The organism is Dyadobacter flavalbus (assembly GCF_006149045.1).
Lineage (GTDB): Bacteria > Bacteroidota > Bacteroidia > Cytophagales > Spirosomataceae > Dyadobacter > Dyadobacter flavalbus.
The window spans coordinates 488,136-507,449 of sequence record NZ_VBSN01000027.1 but is presented as its reverse complement, the minus strand read 5'-3'; the positions used below and the strand labels follow the sequence as shown (position 1 = coordinate 507,449).

General features: G+C 44.6%; 13 protein-coding genes. 4 read left to right on the top strand and 9 right to left on the bottom strand.

The window, feature by feature from the left end; all coding sequences use genetic code 11:
* Positions 1–190: 190 nt before the first annotated feature.
* The gene (locus tag FEM33_RS07385) at positions 191–616 is read left to right on the top strand and encodes a VOC family protein (protein WP_139011425.1); all 426 of its coding nucleotides are present in this window, start codon (positions 191–193) and stop codon (positions 614–616) included.
* Between the two features lie 141 nt (positions 617–757).
* Here the strand turns inward: FEM33_RS07385 and FEM33_RS07380 are convergent, their stop codons facing one another.
* Both FEM33_RS07380 and FEM33_RS07375 read right to left on the bottom strand, forming a co-directional pair.
* The gene (locus FEM33_RS07380; RefSeq protein ID WP_139011424.1) at positions 758–3,949 is read right to left on the bottom strand and encodes a PAS domain-containing protein; all 3,192 of its coding nucleotides are present in this window, start codon (positions 3,947–3,949) and stop codon (positions 758–760) included.
* A gap of 181 nt (positions 3,950–4,130) precedes the next feature.
* Positions 4,131–6,497, bottom strand: a complete 2,367-nt coding sequence (locus FEM33_RS07375; RefSeq protein ID WP_139011423.1) for an ATP-binding protein — start codon at positions 6,495–6,497, stop codon at positions 4,131–4,133.
* 596 nt (positions 6,498–7,093) lie between these two features.
* Here FEM33_RS07375 and FEM33_RS07370 point away from each other — a divergent pair.
* Positions 7,094–7,507: a DUF6157 family protein gene (locus FEM33_RS07370; RefSeq protein ID WP_139011422.1), complete on the top strand. Its 414-nt coding sequence runs from the start codon at positions 7,094–7,096 to the stop codon at positions 7,505–7,507.
* A 26-nt stretch (positions 7,508–7,533) separates the two neighbouring features.
* Here FEM33_RS07370 and FEM33_RS07365 read toward each other — a convergent pair whose 3' ends face one another.
* The 4 genes from FEM33_RS07365 to FEM33_RS07350 form a co-directional block, all read right to left on the bottom strand.
* On the bottom strand, positions 7,534–8,466 hold the full coding sequence (locus tag FEM33_RS07365) for a D-2-hydroxyacid dehydrogenase (RefSeq protein ID WP_161597081.1): 933 nt from the start codon (positions 8,464–8,466) through the stop codon (positions 7,534–7,536).
* A 269-nt stretch (positions 8,467–8,735) separates the two neighbouring features.
* Positions 8,736–9,923: a glucuronyl esterase domain-containing protein gene (locus FEM33_RS07360; protein ID WP_201747705.1), complete on the bottom strand. Its 1,188-nt coding sequence runs from the start codon at positions 9,921–9,923 to the stop codon at positions 8,736–8,738.
* Between the two features lie 503 nt (positions 9,924–10,426).
* Positions 10,427–11,272 (bottom strand): ThuA domain-containing protein, encoded by an 846-nt coding sequence (locus FEM33_RS07355; protein WP_139011420.1) that lies wholly within the window; start codon positions 11,270–11,272, stop codon positions 10,427–10,429.
* Between the two features lie 989 nt (positions 11,273–12,261).
* Positions 12,262–12,510 carry a hypothetical protein gene (locus FEM33_RS07350; protein WP_139011419.1) on the bottom strand — a complete coding sequence of 83 codons (249 nt, stop codon included), beginning with the start codon at positions 12,508–12,510 and terminating at the stop codon, positions 12,262–12,264.
* 148 nt (positions 12,511–12,658) lie between these two features.
* Between FEM33_RS07350 and FEM33_RS07345 the strand changes: the two genes are divergently transcribed.
* Positions 12,659–14,296 carry an ABC-F family ATP-binding cassette domain-containing protein gene (locus FEM33_RS07345; protein WP_139011418.1) on the top strand — a complete coding sequence of 546 codons (1,638 nt, stop codon included), beginning with the start codon at positions 12,659–12,661 and terminating at the stop codon, positions 14,294–14,296.
* Between the two features lie 465 nt (positions 14,297–14,761).
* Here the strand turns inward: FEM33_RS07345 and FEM33_RS07340 are convergent, their stop codons facing one another.
* On the bottom strand, positions 14,762–15,187 hold the full coding sequence (locus FEM33_RS07340; protein WP_139011417.1) for a response regulator: 426 nt from the start codon (positions 15,185–15,187) through the stop codon (positions 14,762–14,764).
* A 416-nt stretch (positions 15,188–15,603) separates the two neighbouring features.
* Between FEM33_RS07340 and FEM33_RS26835 the strand changes: the two genes are divergently transcribed.
* A complete protein-coding gene (locus FEM33_RS26835) occupies positions 15,604–15,735 on the top strand; it encodes a hypothetical protein (protein ID WP_262711976.1) in 132 nt (43 codons plus the stop codon).
* A gap of 177 nt (positions 15,736–15,912) precedes the next feature.
* On the opposite strand, the gene FEM33_RS07335 is transcribed toward FEM33_RS26835, so the two are convergent.
* Complete coding sequence (locus FEM33_RS07335) at positions 15,913–16,434, bottom strand: VOC family protein (protein ID WP_229214128.1); 522 nt, start codon at positions 16,432–16,434, stop codon at positions 15,913–15,915.
* A 461-nt stretch (positions 16,435–16,895) separates the two neighbouring features.
* Positions 16,896–19,058 carry a CBM96 family carbohydrate-binding protein gene (locus tag FEM33_RS07330; RefSeq protein WP_139011416.1) on the bottom strand — a complete coding sequence of 721 codons (2,163 nt, stop codon included), beginning with the start codon at positions 19,056–19,058 and terminating at the stop codon, positions 16,896–16,898.
* Between the last annotated feature and the right edge of the window lie 256 nt (positions 19,059–19,314).

The following is a 19,314-nucleotide window of genomic DNA, read 5'->3' as shown; positions in this document are numbered from 1 at the left end:
ACAAATAGCGGGAAAGGAGACGGATAACAGCATCTGTCTCCTTTTCTGTTATTGCTAGCGGCAAAGCCGTGATTTGTTCCGAAGCTGTCGCAACATACCCCATTAAAAGTCGCAGCAGCCCCCTTTCGAACCGCTGAGGGTTTAGTAAACTTGTATCCAATTACTTTCCATCCAAATTTACTTTATTCCAATGAACAGCTCCATACATCCTTGCTTGTGGTTTGACGGAAATGCGAAAGCTGCAGCTGAATTTTACTGCTCTGTATTCAAAAATTCAAAAATCCTGCATGAAAATCCGGTTGTAGTCACTTTTGAACTGAACGGCTACAAAGTTATGGGTCTTAATGGCGGACCAAAATTCAAATTCAGCGAAGCGGTTTCTTTTGTTATCAACTGTGACACGCAGGATGAAATTGACTACTATTGGGAAAAGCTTGTTGCCGATGGCGGCCGGGAAGATCAGTGCGGCTGGCTGAAGGATAAGTTTGGCTTTTCATGGCAGGTAGTTCCGACAATAATCAGCAAACTGATGTCGAACCCCGAAAGAGGGCAACGCGTAATGCAGGCCATTCTGCAGATGAAGAAGCTGGATATTGAAAAACTTGAGAATGCATGACAAAAATCAAATTTGTTCACTTTGTTTGTGAAGACACAAACATGATTGCATTGCCTTGTTTGTGTCTTCACAAATGACATGAAACGTCATTTTCGCTCATGTCTTACAAATCTTAAATCCGGATTTTTTCCGTATATATGGCTATTTCAGTTTAGTGATCTTATGGTTCCTGTCCAACATTGTTTTCAGTAAGTTGATCAGCACTTCCAAATCGACCGGCTTGACCAGATGCTCATCAAAGCCCGCCTCTTTCGTTAAACGCCGGTCTTCGTGCTGACTGTAACCCGTCAAGGCAAGCACCAGCATATTCTGTCCCCAGGATTGCTGACGGATTAACCGGCATGTGTCATAACCATCCAAGCCGGGCATACCTATATCCAGCAGGATAGCCGCAGGCAGTAACTGCTCAGCTGCTTCCAGGCCGGCCTGGCCACTGTTCCGGGTATGGGCTTCATATCCTTTCAGTTTAAGGAGCATGCCCATTGTCTGGGCAGAATCAGCATTGTCGTCAATAACTAAAATGCGCCGGGAATCCAATGGTTCTGAGGCCTGATGTTCTGGTGTAGGCGTTTGCATGGCTGGTAACATTAAAGTTGGTAAATAGATGGTAAAAACACTACCTTTCCCCAGGCCTTCACTTCGGGCCTCGGCCCGTCCGCCATGCTGCTCAACGAGCCGCTTGACCAACGCTAATCCCAGGCCCAGGCCTCCTTTCGAGCGTGCCAGGGAGTTATCCACCTGCACAAACAGCTCAAAAATAGACGAAAGTTGATCAGCCGGTAAGCCAATGCCGTTGTCACCAACTTCAAGCACAGCCTGCATCTGCTCTTCACGCAGGCGCAGCCATACTTGTCCCTGCTCGCCGGTATAGCGGGCCCCGTTGGTCAGCAGGTTGGTCACCACCTGCATCAAACGGGTGGCATCACCTGCCAGGTAAATAGGCGTTGCAGGTAAATCGGCCTTCAATGACCGTCCTTGTTTCTGAAATAGCGACTGCATCGATTCAACTGCTTGCGCAACCAGGCTTACCAGATCGACACGCTCGGTTTTCAGCTCAATCTTGCCACTGCTGATGCGGCTCACGTCCAACAGATCATCCAGCATGCGTTCCAAATGGTCACTTTGCCGGCTCATCATTTCAACCGTGGAACGGGCCGGCTCTTCCGTGCTGGTCAGTTCAAGAATGCTCACACCGTTACGAAGCGTTGCCATGGGGTTGCGCAGTTCGTGGGCCAGCATGGCCAGAAATTCGTCTTTGCGCCGGCTGGAGTCATGGAGCTTTTCTTCTGCCAGTTTCCGGGCGGTAATGTCACTGGCCGCCCCCAGCCACTCCTGTATATCGCCCTTTTTATCGAACACCGGAATGGCACTTGAAAATATCCAGCCGGTTCCGCCCTCAACTTTCCTGACGCGGTGCTCGCGTTCGAAAGTACTTTTAGTGCGGATGGCCTCCTGGATTACCTGTTGTACCCAAGGCTGATCTTCAGCAGGAATATACGTCTGGATCCATGAAGAGCCTGGGTCATTGGTGTCGGCCAGAAATGTCTTCCCGCTCAGCAAGCGCATCCGGGTCCAGTTGGGATTCATTTTATAGATGCTATCGGAAGAAGCTACTCCTAAAAGCCGGAATTGTTCTTCGCTTTGGCGCAAGGCCTCCACTGTCTTTGCCCGTTCCACCGCGGCCCAGGTGCGTTCCGCAGTTTCCTCAGCCAGCGATACATCCGTCGCAGTCCAGTTCCTGGGTGCCCGCTGATGAGTAACAAATTTGGCAACCAGTCTGCCTTCCTTAACCAGCGGTACGACAATGGTTGCGCCGATCTGATTTCTCTGGAGTGGTTCACGCTGGTCATCAGCGATGGCAGGATCGGAATTCGTGTTCCGCACCACCCGCGTCCGGCCATCAATCAGTCCGGGCATTGACCATTCAGCCAGTGAATAGCTCCGGGCATTGCCTGTACCGGGGCGGTGCCATTGCCGAACGACGGCACAATTACCAGACGTCTCATCCATCTCGGCATAATAAGCCCGGTCCGTGCCAAGCTGCTCACCAAGCAGCCTGGCGGCTGTATCCTGTATGGTTACCGGATCAGCCAACGGGCGAATCGCATCATTCAGTCTGAGCAGAAAGTCCCGCCTAAGCTCGTTTTGTTTGCGCTCGGTGATCTCGCGCGTCATCATGGCGACACCGTCAACGGTGTTTACCAGCATCTGATAAAACCATACATCAAACTGCTCATGGGCATAATACTGTTCGAGTTGCTGGGGCTCACCAGTCTGGGCTACCTTCACCATACGGTCGAAAACTCCTGAGGCGACCACACCCGGGTTTACTTGCAGCAGACTGCGGCCAATCACATCCCCATTCTGTTCAATCCCTTTCTTATTGTTAACCGCACAGGTGAAATCAATGATCTGACCGGTTTCATCGCGGACTGCCTTAAAAACCTGAATGATATCCAGCGAATTGTCGATGACCGATTGCAGTAGCAATTGGCTGCTTCTGGTTTGTTCTTCGGCTTTTTTCAGGGCGGTTATGTCTGTGGTGGTAGTGGCCACCCCGTCACCCAGCTTTACGGTTGACTGATAAAACCATCCCTCGAACTGCTCATTGTTGTAATGGCGTTCCGACTTGTCAGCAATACCTGTTTCGACAACCTGTCTGAAGGTATCAAAAATGCCTGTCTCAATTACTCCTGGGTTGTTAGAAAGCAGGCTTGTGCCAATTACATCACCGTAATGCTGCTCGGCAGCATGGTTGTTCAGGCGCCAGACGAAGTCGATGATCTGGCCATCTTCACTGCGCACAGCCGTAAAAACCTGAATCATTTCCAGCGTGCTATCCAGGATGGCCTGATGCAATTGCCGGCTGGATGCGAGCTCGCTGGTCCGGTCACTGACTTCTTCCTGCAGGCGGATTTGCTCCTGCTGCAAGAGTTGCTCCGCTTTCTTTTTTTCTTCAATGCCAATATTGAGGCCCACCCATTTTTTTACAGATCCATCCGCATCCAGAATATGGGTAGCCCGCACATTCGTCCATCGCCAGCCACCACCAGGACTACGCAGGCGAAACTCGGCGTTGACGGGCGTTTGGCTACTGACAGCCTTTTGCCACTGATCAAGCGCATAGCCGCGATCTTCCGGGTGGACTGCTCCCACCCAGCCTTCGCCAAGCCATTCCTGTTTTGATTGTCCGGTATAAGCCCGCCAGGAAGAGGAATCAGCTACTACCTGACCGTGCGCGTCAGTTTCCCAGACAGCCTGGGCAAACAGCTCAACAAGTTGTTTGTATTCATCTATTAGAAAAGCATCAACAAGATCCGTGGTCATGGTCATTAAATGTATGCGAAAGTTTTCCGGGATCCGTGCGTTTAATCATTTGTAAAAAGCTGTGAAGTACAGAAAAATCCGTGCCAGGCTTATGGCGAAAAATGTCGAATGGTCAACCACTGCCGGACTGACGGTTATTCTTAGGGTATTATTGCTGAAGAGCACTTTCGAGGACAAGCAGTTCAACTTACAAATCTTTCTTTTCTGCAATAAGCTGAGAAATCTTTTCACCCAATATGTTATAATCAACAGGTTTTAAAATATGTTCGTCAAACCCCGCTGCCCGGCTCCGTTGCTTATCTGCCTCACGGCCAAAGCCGGACAGCGCAATGACCGGCAGTTTTTCTCCCCATGGCTGCTTTCGGATTTGTTCGCATACGGCATACCCGTCCATATAGGGCATGGCAATGTCGAGTATGACCACGTCCGGGCGTAACTTCCCGGCAGCGGCAATGCCATCCTTTCCATTGTAACAAATGTGCACCTGATAGCCGGATACCTGCATGAGCATACCCATCAGATCGACCAGCTCCTGGTTGTCATCAATAAGCAGAACCCGAATGGCATTGGTTGATGCCGCAGGTCCGTAAGCTCCGGTTTCAGCTTTGGTTTGCTGCTCGGCAATCACAGGAATTCTTACAACAAATTCGCTCCCTTTATTGACACCTGCGCTGTAAGCCACCACACTGCCATCATGACCTTCGGCAATCTTTTTGACAACAGCCAGTCCCAATCCCAGACCTCCATACGGTCGGTCGATAGACGTTTCACCTTGCACAAATACCTCAAAAATTGATTTCAGCTCATTCTGTGGGATTCCCTTTCCGTCATCTTTTACCCGGATAACGGCATTGTTCTGTTCAACGTCCAGCGTGACCCAGGCATGGCCACCTTCGGCTGTGTATTTTGACGCGTTTCCCAATAAATTCATGATCAGCTGCGCAATGCGCGTAGCATCGCCGTTGACGGAGATTGCAGAAGCCGGCTGGATAAATTCAATGGTGCGGCCCCGGTCTTCAAACAGCATTTTCGCAGTCTCGACAGTCTGCCCAACCAGTTGGCCAAGGTCGATCGGCTTACGTTCGAGTCTGATTTTTCCGTACCGGATGCGGCTTACTTCCAGAAGGTCATCTACCATACGGCCCAAATGCTTTACCTGAGAGCTCATCCGGTCTATACCCAGTTCGTAGGGCATATCCGGATGCTGCCCTTTCGACAGTTGAAGAAACATCAGTGTATTTGAAAGGACAGCCAAAGGGTTTCTCAGCTCGTGCCCCAGCATCGCCATGAAATCGTCCTTTTGCCTGTCCGCAGCACGCAATGCTTCTTCGGCTCTTGCCCGGGTTACCGCTGCCCAGCTGCGTTCGGCGATTTCTTCCAGCAACTTCACATCGGCTTCCGGCCAGGGACGGTCCCTTTCATCTTCTACAAAAAACAACGCTACCCAATTGCCGTCTTTCATGAGTGGGACCCAAACACTGGAAAGTGCATCTTTCAGAACAACCGTTTGACCCGACTGATATTGCCGGATTGTCTCGTCGCTGATGTTGGATAGCGGATGTGATCCCTGCCTGCCCGGCATGTTACCGTTGCTCCATTCACATTCAATCGTTAACTGGTTGTGAGCCGGTTGAACTTCTGCAAACCCGCTGCAACTTGCCTCGAAAAAGCGTCCTGCCAGTTCACTGATTGTTGTCATGATCACACCTGGGTCAGTTAGGGGTCTGAGCGCATCGGAAAGCGTCAGCAACAGCGTCTGCCGTTTTTCCTGACGTTTGCTTTCGGTGGTGTTGCTGAAAAGCACAGCTACACGACGTGTGTCGGGCGTGCCCAGGGCAAATACGTACACGTCGAACCAGCGGCTGAGCACCGGCGAAAATGATTCGAAACTGACCGTTTCGCCGGTTTCATAAACGTGCGCATAGCCGTCATACCATGTATCCTCCAAACCGGGAATAAGCTGGCGCGTCGTCTGGGTAAGCACCAGGTCGCGCGGCAGGCCGGTCAGCCGCTCAAACTGCGGGTTTACTTCCAGCCAGCGCCAGTCGATAGGCGTCCCGGCTTCCTTGTCAGCAGGCAATATTTCACCGATTCCAAAACCCTGATCCATGGTCTCAAACAGGGTACGGTATTTCAATTCAGATATTTCCTGTGCTTCTTCGTTACGCTTTCGCTCGGTAATATTGGTAAACAATACTGCAATCAGGACTGGCTGTTCACTAATGCGGAAGGCACTGGCTTCTATCCACAGGTTTAATGCGGTAACATAAGCTTTGAATTGTACAGACTGCCCTGTAGCGGCAACCTGATTGTAAGTATCCATAATACTTTGGTCAGCTTCCGGAACTACTTCCAAAATGGTTTTTCCGGTCACATTTGATAAACCCGTATGCTTTTCAAAAGCAGGATTCACCATTTGGTAACGGAAATCAACAGGGTGATCTGCCGGATTACCGACCTTTTCAAGGATGCAAAAGCCTTGGTCCATTTTGGCAAATGCGGTATCGTATACTGATGCAAAAGGCGATGTGGATTGCATATCAGCAGGGCTCATTCTGGTAAAAGACGTAATGTTAAGGTGTAACTGATTGTATATGTAACCAACGCTGACTAAGAGGCAATATATTGAAAATACTGTGCCGAACGAGGAATAGGAATGCAGTCAGGCAAGCGCTTTGTATAACGGCAAAGGAATGTCCTGGCCCTCTGAACAGTTGAACAAAATTGAAAAAAGCTTAGTCCATTTAATTTGGGAATCATAAGTAAACAACGATGGACAAAAATCCGGAAGTAAACCAAGAGTTTATGCATGTAGCAGCATCAGAAGAGAACTCTCCTATCAAACGGGCTGCCGGCGCTGTACTTTCACAGCATTTATAAGCATAAAGTGAGTGGATTTAAATGCATTGACAGCTTTTATGAGGCAAAAGACACAATTCAGCGTTTCATTAGACATGACAATGAAAGTCACCTGCATGGTTCGAGCCGTTTCGTGACTCCATATTAAATATGAGATAAAGCCATGGTTTGTGACACCATAATTATTGAAAAGAGCCTGTTCAATGAGGTAACAGGACAATTAAAATCACCCGGTTTTCTATATTTATGAATTATCCGGTTTCGCAAGGGAAGATCCTAATACTGATTGGCATGAAAATTCACCCAACCAACTATACCAATACATTTATTGAAGTTGCGGAGGACTGTCCGGCTGCAAAAGGAGAAGTACCGCCAATGAAGGGTAATGCAGAAACAGTTGCCGGCATACAGCACGATATGATAAGCAAAAACCCTTATAAATATACCTCGGATGATATATTGTTCAGGGTTTATGCCAAACGGAACGATTTGACGGAAAGCGAACTTGAAGAAGCGAGAAAACAATTTTTTTCCAAAGGTCAGCCTTGCCTGCGTGCCTCGCCTTTAACAAAGCGTTACGGCTGGGGAATACACTGCGACCAGAACGGCAAAGTTGCTATGTACGGCAATGAAACCGACGAGTACAATCGCTTTATAAATGATAAAGAAATAAAGACGATAAAGGCAATGAAGTCAGCCAAGTAATTGCAGATTAACCACTTCGTCCTTTTCTAATAACCTTCTGAAAGCTCAACTTCATCTTCAATTTCTTCATCATTAAGATACTTATTGATGTTGGAAATGAACTTTTCAACCTTGTCCCGGTCTCTGCCTTCATGCTCTGCACCCGTATGCTGCGATAAAATTACATTTTCCATTTCCCATAATTTGCTGTCTTCATCAAGCGGTTCTGCTTCCGAAACATCCAGGACAGCACCTGCCAGTCTGCCACTTTCCAGCGCATTTATCAACGCAGCTTCATCCGTTGTGTTTCCTCGGCCCACATTGGCATAAAGACTTCCTTTTTTCATGGCATTAAAGAATTCCTGAGATACGTATTTGTCAAGATTTCCCGGCAGTGTATTTACAACCAGATCTGTTTCAGGCAATTGCTGCAATAAGTGCTCAAATGAATGAATTTCCGCCTGCGGATCACTTTTAGCAGTCATTTGAATGCTGCAGCCAAACGCATTCAGAAGTTTATTAACATGCTCGCCAATGGCTCCGGAACCCAGGATGATGACCTTTTTGCCACTTAAAATTTGAAGTTCATTACTTGACTTCTCTCCTACCCATTCCTTTTTGACCTGATTTCTGACCATTTTATGGATGCCGCGGTAAAATGCCAGAATTCCGCTCACGATGGTTTCGGCGCAGGGTACGGCAGATATATCACCTACATTAGCAGCTTTTCCTTTATAATCGACATCCTTGTATTGCTCAAAACCAACATTTTCAAGCTGCCAGAATTTCAATGTGCCGGGAGTTTTTCCAAACCAGTCTGCGGGCGGATTTCCGATTAATATCTCAGCAGACTGCAATGCACTTTTTACTTCCTCTTCTGAAATATCAGATGCAAGTATTACTTCTGCATCATCCGGCAAATGCTTCTTTAACTCCGATTGCATTTCTTTTTCCAGCTTGGCGTATAAAAGGATCTTCATGTAATTGAAATGATTTGTTTGAATACCATCGAACAAATACCATTCCATAAAAGAGAAATCCGGATTTTTAATTTGACTAAAATATTTTCAGCTTTAAAAACAGCATAAGCAAACTGCATTGCTGCTAATATAATCCGTCAAACAAATAGGGGTATCTGCCTTGATATTTACCATTGAATATAAAAATGAATCAAGGCCATATACGTTCATATTAGGACCAAATCTTCCATACTTAACGGCCTTTTATACGAGCATTTTCAATATCAGATTTATTGTCTGTTAAAATAAAGATCAGCAGTTTTAATAAACTGAGCCCAGTCGTAAAACGTCATGTCATGTTTTCCTTCGCGAATATGATATGCCAGAGGAGGTTTGACAAAAGGCATATTGATCGCTGGAATTGACTGCGGCAAACCTGATTTTACATTATAAAGTTCATATACTTTTTCAGCCTCTTTTACAGACTTGAACGTTCCGACCGGATCAGCCCATAAATCCTCGGAAGCATTGGTTACGTAAACAGGCCTTGGCGCAATCAAAGAAACGAGCATATGCTGATCCAGCGGCAATGCGCTTTCGTTATCATTGAATTTCTTGTAATTGTCAGCAAACCAATGCGGAAAAGTAGTATTGATAACTTTTACAGTTTCTCCAAAACGACGGCGAGACAAAGCCGCACCGGTATTTCCCGAACAATTGGTGACGCACATTGCAAAGCGGGTATCTTGTGCAGCTGCCCACAATGACGCCTTTCCTCCCCTCGAATGGCCTGTCAGGATAACTTTTGAAGCATCTACGTCCTTATCTTTTTCGAAATAATCCATTATCCTGCTGGCTGCCCACGCCCATGCGCCGATGGCTTTCATCCCATTGTCTGCTTTCAGCTGCTCGGGGTATAACCGCAGAACTCCATTCCTGTAATTATTTTTATCATCCGGAGCCGCGTCATTTACATGAAATGCGGCAACGGCATAACCCGCATCAATAACCTGTTCGGCCGGCCAGAAACCGCTGATTGTGTCTCTTGTCGGAGAAGTATTATTTTTACCCCGGTTGTTGATTAATAAAAAAGTTGCTGCCGGCTTTTTCGCGCGTGTCGGAACAAACAAAACCAGATTGATAATTACAGTTTGATTATTATTGCTGACACTTATTTCCAGCTCTTTTAAATGAGCTTTTCCGTTCATGGAAAGCTTATTTTCATTCTTTATTTTAAAATTTGAGTTATCAAATTTTTTTGGCATTATACCATAAACATTTTCTTCAAAAAGAGCCAGGATTTCCGGCCGGCGAATGCTTTCCCAATCTTTTACATTGGCTATTTTCATTTTGTTTTGAGATTCAAGAACATCAGGCAAAATATAGGAAGGCACTTTTGATTCGTCATAATTTTGCGCAATCAGCTCAAAGGAAAGAAGCACGGAAGCCAGTAAAACAATAAATATTTTTCTCATCATAATCAGTTTCATTTCATTTTAGTCAGGCTTCATATACTTAAATCCTTATTCTTTCAATGCAGTTTATCTTATTATTTCCATAAAGAATTGAGAAAGGAAGTACCTATTTTGTCACCTTTTCTAATCCTCTTATAAGCATGGTTCTAGTCCGGAATACTTTTAGAAGCCAAGTATTAGATAATTTCAGGTAAAAAATTTAAGTAATAAGCACACAAGCCACAGAGCGGCTTCCTGTTTATAGCCATAAATTACGCATTGTCAATAGTAACCGGAAGGCTCCTCCGGAGCCGTATAATGTGTTACTGAATGCTTTTTTGCTATAAACAGTTAGCTCCTCCGGAGCTTTTCGTGTCTGCTTCTTTATTGTCGCAAACTAAACTTGCTCCTTGGCAAGAACATTCGTGCAACAGCCGCAGAGCGGCTACCTGTTTATAGCCATAAATCAGGCATTGTCATGGTTGGGCCCCGGCGGGGCCGCCTGTTTGTATATTTCTGAATGCCTGTTACTCGGACCAGATGATGGCATTTTCGATCATTTGGACGAAATTTTTATTTTGCCAGACTTCTTTACTATGACCCATGGAAGTATAAAAAGTTTTGCCTTTACCGACGTTTCGATACCAGGCAACCGGATGATTTTGCCCCATACCAAAATTTTTATCTCTGATCCAGAGCAAATTGCCATTGGGAATGATTTTATTTCCGTTGATGTAAGATACGATCCGCATGCCTTCGGGCTGGCTGAAGAAAACATACCATTCATCTTCATTGGTCCAGACGGCAGGCAAATTACGGGTCAATGTTGAATCGACATCAAGCGCTACATGCACTGCAGTTTTCTGGAATTGCGGATTGAGCGGATGATGTGAAAATCTTGTACCGAGTAAATGAGTTTCATACCACGGCCAGTGATGGGAATCATCTCCTGCTCCATGTATGCCCAGTAAAGTACCGCCTGATTCTACATACTGGCTCAAAAATTCTTGTTGTTCATCGTTAAGAACTCTGCCGGTAGAATTATTGAAAACAACAACCTTGAAACGTTTCAATTGCTCAGGATTAAAAATGCCGCCTTCTTCCGTCTGATAAATAAACCAGTTATTTTCTCGTGCTATTTCAGAAAAAACCGGCAATGACGCTTTAATCGATTCTGCATGACGAAAGCCGGTTGTTTTGGAAAAAATCAGGATAGCCGGTTGGTTGGGCGGAAAATTTATTGCTGGCTTTTCTGTTTCATACGACACAGGAAAACCATTCTTGATTTTATAAAGGAATATTGCTGTTGTTGCTCCTGCAAAGAGGATGATGCATAGTAAAACCCGTAAAGTAATTTTAATCGTCCTTTTCATACCTGTTTGTAAAAGAGTAACATTGCAATGCAAGTAACTTCCGACAAATACCTTGAGAAGAGATATCAGGACTACTTTATACTAATGAATGGATCAATCAGGGTATTTTAATCTGCTGTCTGTTTACGTATTCCGGAACTTCACACTTGTTAACGCCAACGTGCAATCTGACTGTATTCCCGAACATCGATAGCCGCAGAGCGGCTCCCTGTTTATAGCCATAAAGATCAATCATTGAATAATATCGGCCCCAGCGGGGCCACCTCATTACTGATTACCAGAAGGCTCCTCCGGAGCCGCATAATCCTTTGCTGAATGCTTTTTTGCTATAAACAGTTAGCTCCTCCGGAGCTTTTTCTGCCTGCTTCTCGAATATATTTTTGCTCAAAAGTGCTATTGGCAAGAACTTGCATACAGCAATAGCCGCAGAGCGGCTCCCTGTTAATAGCCACAAATCAAGCATTGTCATGGTTAGGCCCCAGCGGGGGACGCCTCATTACTGATTACCAGAAGGCTCCTCCGGAGCCGCATAATCCTTTGCTGAATGCTTTTCTGCTATAAACAGTTAGCTCCTCCGGAGCTTTTTTCTGCCTGCTTCTCGAATATATTTCTGCTCAAAAGTGCTATTTGGCAAGAACTTGTATACAGCAAAAGCCGCAGAGCGGCTCCCTGTTTATAGCCACAAATCAAGCATTGTCATGGTTAGGCCCCGGCGGGGCCGCCTGTTTGCCGATCATAAGAAGGCTCCTCCGGAGCCGCATAATCCTTTGCTGAATGCTTTTCTGCTATAAACAGTTAGCTCTGGAGCTTTTTTATTATCTGCTTCTTAGAAGTATTTCTGTTCAAAAATGCATCTCGACAAGAACTTTCATGCAGCAAAAGCCGCAGAGCGGCTCCCTGTTTATAACATAAAGGTCAATTATTGAATAATATTACATTGGATTTTGCCGTCTTGCTAACTTCAAATTTCTGATTTAAATGCACACGAATCAGCATCCGGAATATTCAGGCCTGAAAATGCCATTGAGGGCAATGATTGTTTTTTCTGCAATCTTTTTACCATCTTGAAGTTCAATGTAGGGGTTTGGATCATCTGAAAAAATTTGCTGGATTATTCCCTCAGCCCGTTCCAGTCCGTTGATGTCCAGAATCATCTCTGCTTTGGCTCCGCGGTTTTTGCAATCGGACAGCATTTCCATAAAGCTCTCATTTACTGATAATGTCGTACGTAAGTCCATATTTTTAGTTGATTATCTGCTTGTAAAATGATTAAGTAGAACGTAGTGTCCTGACCTGGATACGCTGCTAATTAACAATTGGTTCAATGACTTTTTTCGTTTCTTTCAACCGTATCATCGTACCTTTGCGGCTTCAAAAAATGAGAAGATGATTACAGTTGAAAATTTGGCCGTTGAATTTAGCGGTTCTGCCCTTTTTAGTGAAGTTTCCTTCGTGATTAATCCGACTGATAAAATTGCCCTGATGGGTAAGAACGGAGCGGGAAAATCCACCATGATGAAGATTATTGCTGGTGAACAAAAAGCCAATCGTGGCCATGTACGTGCACCCAAAGATGCAGTAATCGCCTATTTGCCGCAGCATTTACTTACCGAAGACAACTGCACTGTTTTTGAGGAAGCGGCCAAAGCATTCAGGCAGGTTTTTGAAATGCGTAACGCAATGGAAAAACTGAATCTTGAACTCGAAACCCGCACAGATTACGAAAGCGATGAATACATGGCGATCATCGAACAGGTTACTGAACTGGGTGAAAAATATTACCAGCTGGAAGAAGTCAATTATGACGCGGAGGTCGAAAAAGCCCTGAAGGGACTGGGATTCAGGCCGGAAGATTTTCAGCGGCAAACCAGCGAATTCAGCGGAGGATGGCGTATGCGCATTGAGCTTGCCAAAATACTGTTGCAAAAGCCGGACCTTATTTTGCTGGATGAGCCTACAAACCATATCGACATTGAATCCGTGATGTGGCTGGAAGATTTTCTGATAAATAAGTCAAATGCAGTAATGGTCATTTCTCATGACCGCGCTTTCATCGACAATATTACCAACCGTACGATTGAAGTGACTATGGGGCGGATTTTTGACTATAAAGCCAACTATTCACATTATCTGGTATTGCGCGAGGAGCGCAGGGCTCATCAGATCAAGGCATATCAGGAACAGCAGAAAATGATCGCTGATAACCTGCAATTCATCGAACGCTTCCGCGGCACATATTCCAAAACCAATCAGGTTTCTTCCCGCGAACGCATGCTGGAAAAACTGGAAATTATTGAAATTGATGAAGTCGACAATTCAGCTCTGAAGCTTCGTTTTCCACCTTCGCCACGGTCCGGCGACTATCCGGTTACTGTGAAAGATGTGTCAAAATCGTACGGTGATCATGTTGTGTTCAAAAATGCCAGCATGACCATTTCAAGAGGCGAAAAGGTGTCGTTTGTAGGCCGGAATGGTGAAGGAAAATCTACGATGATCAAGGCCATCATGGGCCAGATCGATGTGGATGGAACCTGTCAGCTTGGACACAATGTAAAGGTTGGCTATTTTGCGCAAAATCAGGCATCGTTACTGGATCCCAATCTGACCATTTTTCAGACGGTAGACGAAGTCGCAGAAGGAGATGTAAGAACCCAGATTAAAAATATTCTGGGAGCCTTTATGTTTCAGGGCGAAGATATCGACAAGAAAGTAAGTGTATTGTCGGGTGGAGAAAAAACGCGTCTTGCCATGGTGAAGTTGCTTCTGGAACCCGTAAACCTGCTGATTCTGGATGAGCCTACAAACCACCTGGATTTAAAATCCAAGGATGTTTTGAAAGAAGCACTCAGAAACTTTGACGGAACGCTGGTGCTGGTTTCTCACGATCGTGATTTTTTACAAGGCTTGTCCCAGAAAGTCTTCGAATTTAAAGACAAACGTGTAATCGAGCATTTTGAAACGATTGATGCATTTCTGGAACGTAACCGGATCAAAAGTATAGCAGATCTGCAGCTTGCAAAGTAGCATTTCATCCCTTGCTCTAAGTAAAGATGTCACTTCAAGGGCTGGCTTTCAATTTTGCCCGCAATCATAAAAATACTGCGGATTCAAAATATTCAAAACGCTGGCATTCAGTATAAGTTACCGAATGCCAGCCTTGATCCGCAAAAATTTACCGCATTGATTTTGGTTTTTAACCGTTTTTGAAGCCCAGTCTCATAAATATTCCCCAATCCAAATCCGGGCCATTTTCCGTATACGGCATAAAGTGTTATCTGTTCAACGCGGCACCTTTTCTGCTACATCATGCCCGTTTTGCCTTTTAACATTATTTTTATTTTCTAGAAAGTAGCGTATGCATTTTCCGGTGAAGAGATCTGAAATGCTAAAATATTTTATATAAAACGGAAATGGCCGCTGTGTATCAACGGCTGGCTTTGCCGGTTTTGAAATTACAGCATTACGCCGGATACTTTACTTATGAAGATACTATCGGAAAGTATTGGGATGCAAACAGGATTTCCAGTATTCGATTATGGAAGATAACCGGCCTTTCAGCTCACCGTAGTTCTGAGGCTTTTGGAAATAACCCTGTATTGAACCTTTATATGCCTCATTAACCATTCCTGCGCTTCCGGATGTTGTAAAATAAACAAATGGTATGGCTTTCTTCTTCAGTTCGGGAGAACTGTCAATGTAATCTCTGAGCTCTATGCCGTTCATTAATGGTAAATTCACATCACAAAGAATCAGGAAAGCTTGTTCGGTAGTTGAGCTAAAATACTGAATTACCTGCGGCCCGTTTTCAAAAAAAAGTACCTGGTTACTAACTCCCAACTCTCTCAAAGCTTCCAAGGTAATAAACTGATCGTCTTTATCGTCTTCTACTATTAATATTGGTCCTGAAACTGACATAAGTTTAGTTTGAATTGTACATGAACTCTTTACTCCTTTGAGATTTCAAGAATGCAAGCTACAAAGGGCTACTAAAGACAGCCAATATAAAATAATACTTACAGTTCACAACAATTAATTTTAAACTTATTTAGCGGTAAATATCTGACATGAGGTACATAGGCAAATTTTGGCATTGAGCATGTCCGGATAGGTATTGAACGTCTTTGCATTCTTCTTGTTTACGGCAGGCTGCCCGGCTGAGAAATTCTAACTTCGATATCGCATAGCTTCTTGATATCAGCTCATAAAGAGGCGTCTTTGGACACAATCATGAATCACCGCTTGCATACGTGGTCACCGCTCGGGGCGTATTGAATGATGCATGGACCCAAACGGGACTTACCTGTGCCAATGCCCACAATATGATGAGGACTATGCAAAGGTCGCCTGCACGTATGCGGGGTGAATGGGCGTATGCAGAAATGGATGTGACTGAATTTGTCAGGATGCAGGGAAGCGGATTTGAAGCTGACAAACATGACAGGCAGCCAGTTGCAGCGTCCTGAGACCGAAGCCGACTCATTCAGACTGAAAGTAGGCTTACCCGACAAGTTGCCAGCGGATATATATTTCCTGAAAGTCCAGCTCAAAGAGCTTTGGGAAGTTACCAAAGTGCTCGTAACGGAGTATTCTGGCCTAAAAAGCAGAATATACAATCGTTATTGGACAAACAGGCCCATTCATTATTCGAGTGATCCAATCAGCTCAACAAAAGTGCCATCCGGATCCTGTACCAGCAAGAAATGTGCATCTTTGTTCAATGGCGTTGGCGAACTGCCCAGGAATGTAACCTTTCGCTCTTTCAGTCTTTGAATAATTCCTTTTAATGACTTCACCTGAATGGTAATGTACTGCACTCCCGTATCGTCCTGGATAAATTTAGGCTTGGAATGTGCCGCTTTCTTACCAAAACTCATCAGCTTCCAGTCACTGGCCTGCGGGCTGTTTTCCAATTTCAGGATTTGGACCTGAACAGAATCTCCGCCGGTCAAGCCGCCCCTTTTCCCAAACTCGCCATTAATCGTAAACTTACCGGTTTGGACCATTCCAATCCCATTCACATAGAAATCCAGCGAGCGTTCCATATCTGAAACAACCACTCCCATACCGATTTGTGAACTTCTGAAATTTGATTGAGAAAAAGCCAAACCGCTTAACAACACGCCGCACCCGATCATCAGGGTTTTAATTCCATTAAGTTGCATTTAATCCAAAATTTTAATTGTACAGATGTTTAACGGATAATAATACGTGATGGCCTGAATTATACTTGAATTTGGGGAAGATTTTTGTAAATCTGAACTTAATGAGCCGAGCCTGATCTTCGTTCAGGTATATCAAAATAGCTTTGTCCGGACCTATCAGTATATATTGGTATAAAACAAAATATTGGACATCAGTACAAGACCAATCCGGATGTCGTCAGCACCGGCCCGGTAAATTGTGGTTGCCTGTTAATGATAACCAGTACAATGAAACAAACAGCAAAACATGACGCAACAACCTGTATGGAACCTTTTCCCTGTTTCATTTTAGTCAAATAGTGTCATCTGTAACCTGCCTTATTAAATAAACAAGAAAGCCGCGCATCATTTACCTATGGCGGCTTTCTTGTTCATATCACATTCAACTCTTATCCCCTTCTCCCTTCCTCCTTTTTTCAGACCTACTCCGTCACCAGCACTTTAACAACTTCCGCAGCGGCATCCGAATTTATTTTCAAAAGATAAATGCCTGTATTCAGGGAAAAACCGGAAATGTCCACATCGGTTTTTTCACCTGCCCGGATATTGTCAGCGACCGGGATCACATATCCTTTTCCGGACTCGTTAATCAGTTCCAGGGAAATCCGGCCGGCATGCTTCATGGAAATCCCAACCGTAAACTGTTTTTTTACCGGGTTTGGATAAACAGTGGATTCCTGGCTGTCCTGCATTTCCGATTGTACGGTCACTATTTCCTGGTTTAACCTTGTATTGCTGTTTGCAACGGGCAATGTAGTCTGAACGATCAGCTGAGGCGGAAAAGAGCCGTTTTCCTTACTGTTAAAAACAATCCTTGTATTGCGGTTGTTCGGGTCGGCCAAAAGAAAACTTACTTGTGCATCACCCGCCTGCTGCTGTGCTTTTACATAGCTGCTGACATCTATTTCATAATATTTGTAAACGCTGTTGACAGCAACATAGCCCAGCGAAAGCGTTGATACCACCGGAGCATTGCTTCTGACAATACCATATTCTGTCCAGCTATCGTCATCTACTCCGTACGCATGGATAGAAATATCCTTTGAATTTTCATGATTATGGCCATAAACACGCAATTTGGCAGAAGTTATACCCGTATTTGCCGGCAGTTGAAAGCGGAGGTACGATGAGCGTTTTGGCGAAAGTTCACCGGCTATATTCTTGATGTCCAGATTACTTTCAGAGCCGTAATTGGTATTGTTGTAAATGCCGTCGCGGATGTAGGCATCCGCATTGGGTTGCAAAGTGAGGCCTGTCCTAATCACTTCAATGGCTGAGACTCTTGGAAGATCTGCTGCTCCGGTAAGAAAATCAATGTTGAGCATACCGTCTGTTACATTAACTGTAAAAGTTTCTGCCGTAGCACGCATGGCACCTCCAGCTTTGGCAAAAATATCATAATTGGTCAGTTTGCGAACGCCTTCCATGTTGACATGAAACTGCCTGCTGCCTGCTCCGCCTTTCTTGCCCGGAGCGCCATAGTAAGTCTCGGCAAAGTGCAGGTATACGCTTACTTCGCCGTTCGCAACCGGGATGTTGTAGCTGAAAGCAGGCGAACAGCGTGCTGTCTGGTAAAGCGGGTCATTGGATGTGTTGAGAATGTCACCGCTTACAGCGGCACTGATACGGTCAATGCCTGAGTAGTACTGATCTGCGCTGAACACCTTTTTTGTAGCAGTAGTAAAAGTGCCTCCGCCTGCATTGATCCGGACCGGAGCTGTCGGCAAGGAGCAGTTATAGGATATTTCTTCAGTTGAATTACAGCCTGGTGCATTGTCGTGTACACTTACATTGTAAGTTTTTATCCTGCTGCATACATTCTGGATTGCACAATCTGTAAGCATTGGATTGTAAGTGGCAATAATTACACTTACGGTTTCAAGTTGATTTATTCCTGACAGGCTGGTGATGGAATTATTGCCTGTAATTTCGAGCCGTTCGCCTACACTTTTCAGTTTATCAAGTCCAATGAGATTTTTAAGAGAATAATTAAACCCGAGGTAAAAAAAGCTACCAACAAAGGTAAGGTTACCAATTCCTTTTAAATCAACAAGTTTGGTATTTCCAGCAATTGAAACAGCTCCTTCGATCCTGGTTAGGTTCTCTAATCCGGTCAGGCTGGTCAAAGATACGTTTTGACCAACTGACAAAAAGCCCGGAATTGTTGACAGGCCACTAAGAGCTGAAATGCTGGTAAGCGTTTCGTTGTAAACAACCCGAACATTTCCCATGGGACGGGTGAGATTTTCAAGTCCGTGCAGAGACGGCAGTTTGTCATTATTCTCAATATTGATTTCACCGTCTATTTGTTCCAATGAGGTTAGGCCAGCGATGCTTGTCAGTTCTGAATTGTCATTGATTCTGATTGATCCAACAACTTTCGTAATATCAAGCAGCCCGTTCAGATTTTTAATACTGCTGGAAATGATATTCAGATCGCCATTTATAACCTTGCAGCCCGGATATGTGACATGAAAATTATCAATGTCAGCTTGGGTCTTTAAACTATTTACATTACAAGTCTGAGAAAATACTGCACTTATTGAAAGTGCAAAGACAATTACGGTTTGTAAAAATTTCTTCATATGCTTAAACTGTTTTAGTTAACGACAAAATCAATTACAGGGAAATTTATTAGCTGTAAACAATATAGGTCTAAATTCAAAAAAATGATTGTTTGGGAAATTGTAAGCTTTATTTATGCTCAGTCGCTCAACTCCAATTAGGTCTTTGATATCAAGCTAGTACATAAAAAGAAAGTGAAAATCGGGAGTAGTAATGAAGTGAGCGATTCTGCATAAAAATTTGTTAAAGTGTCAAGTAAATACAAGTAAGTAAAGA

Coding starts and splice junctions, on each gene's coding strand:
- FEM33_RS07385 (WP_139011425.1), top strand. CDS start 191: ATGAACAGCTCCATACATCCTTGCTTGTGGTTTGACGGAAATGCGAAA.
- FEM33_RS07380 (WP_139011424.1), bottom strand. CDS start 3,949: ATGACCATGACCACGGATCTTGTTGATGCTTTTCTAATAGATGAATAC.
- FEM33_RS07375 (WP_139011423.1), bottom strand. CDS start 6,497: ATGAGCCCTGCTGATATGCAATCCACATCGCCTTTTGCATCAGTATAC.
- FEM33_RS07370 (WP_139011422.1), top strand. CDS start 7,094: ATGAAAATTCACCCAACCAACTATACCAATACATTTATTGAAGTTGCG.
- FEM33_RS07365 (WP_161597081.1), bottom strand. CDS start 8,466: ATGAAGATCCTTTTATACGCCAAGCTGGAAAAAGAAATGCAATCGGAG.
- FEM33_RS07360 (WP_201747705.1), bottom strand. CDS start 9,923: ATGATGAGAAAAATATTTATTGTTTTACTGGCTTCCGTGCTTCTTTCC.
- FEM33_RS07355 (WP_139011420.1), bottom strand. CDS start 11,272: ATGAAAAGGACGATTAAAATTACTTTACGGGTTTTACTATGCATCATC.
- FEM33_RS07350 (WP_139011419.1), bottom strand. CDS start 12,510: ATGGACTTACGTACGACATTATCAGTAAATGAGAGCTTTATGGAAATG.
- FEM33_RS07345 (WP_139011418.1), top strand. CDS start 12,659: ATGATTACAGTTGAAAATTTGGCCGTTGAATTTAGCGGTTCTGCCCTT.
- FEM33_RS07340 (WP_139011417.1), bottom strand. CDS start 15,187: ATGTCAGTTTCAGGACCAATATTAATAGTAGAAGACGATAAAGACGAT.
- FEM33_RS26835 (WP_262711976.1), top strand. CDS start 15,604: ATGCAAAGGTCGCCTGCACGTATGCGGGGTGAATGGGCGTATGCAGAA.
- FEM33_RS07335 (WP_229214128.1), bottom strand. CDS start 16,434: ATGCAACTTAATGGAATTAAAACCCTGATGATCGGGTGCGGCGTGTTG.
- FEM33_RS07330 (WP_139011416.1), bottom strand. CDS start 19,058: ATGAAGAAATTTTTACAAACCGTAATTGTCTTTGCACTTTCAATAAGT.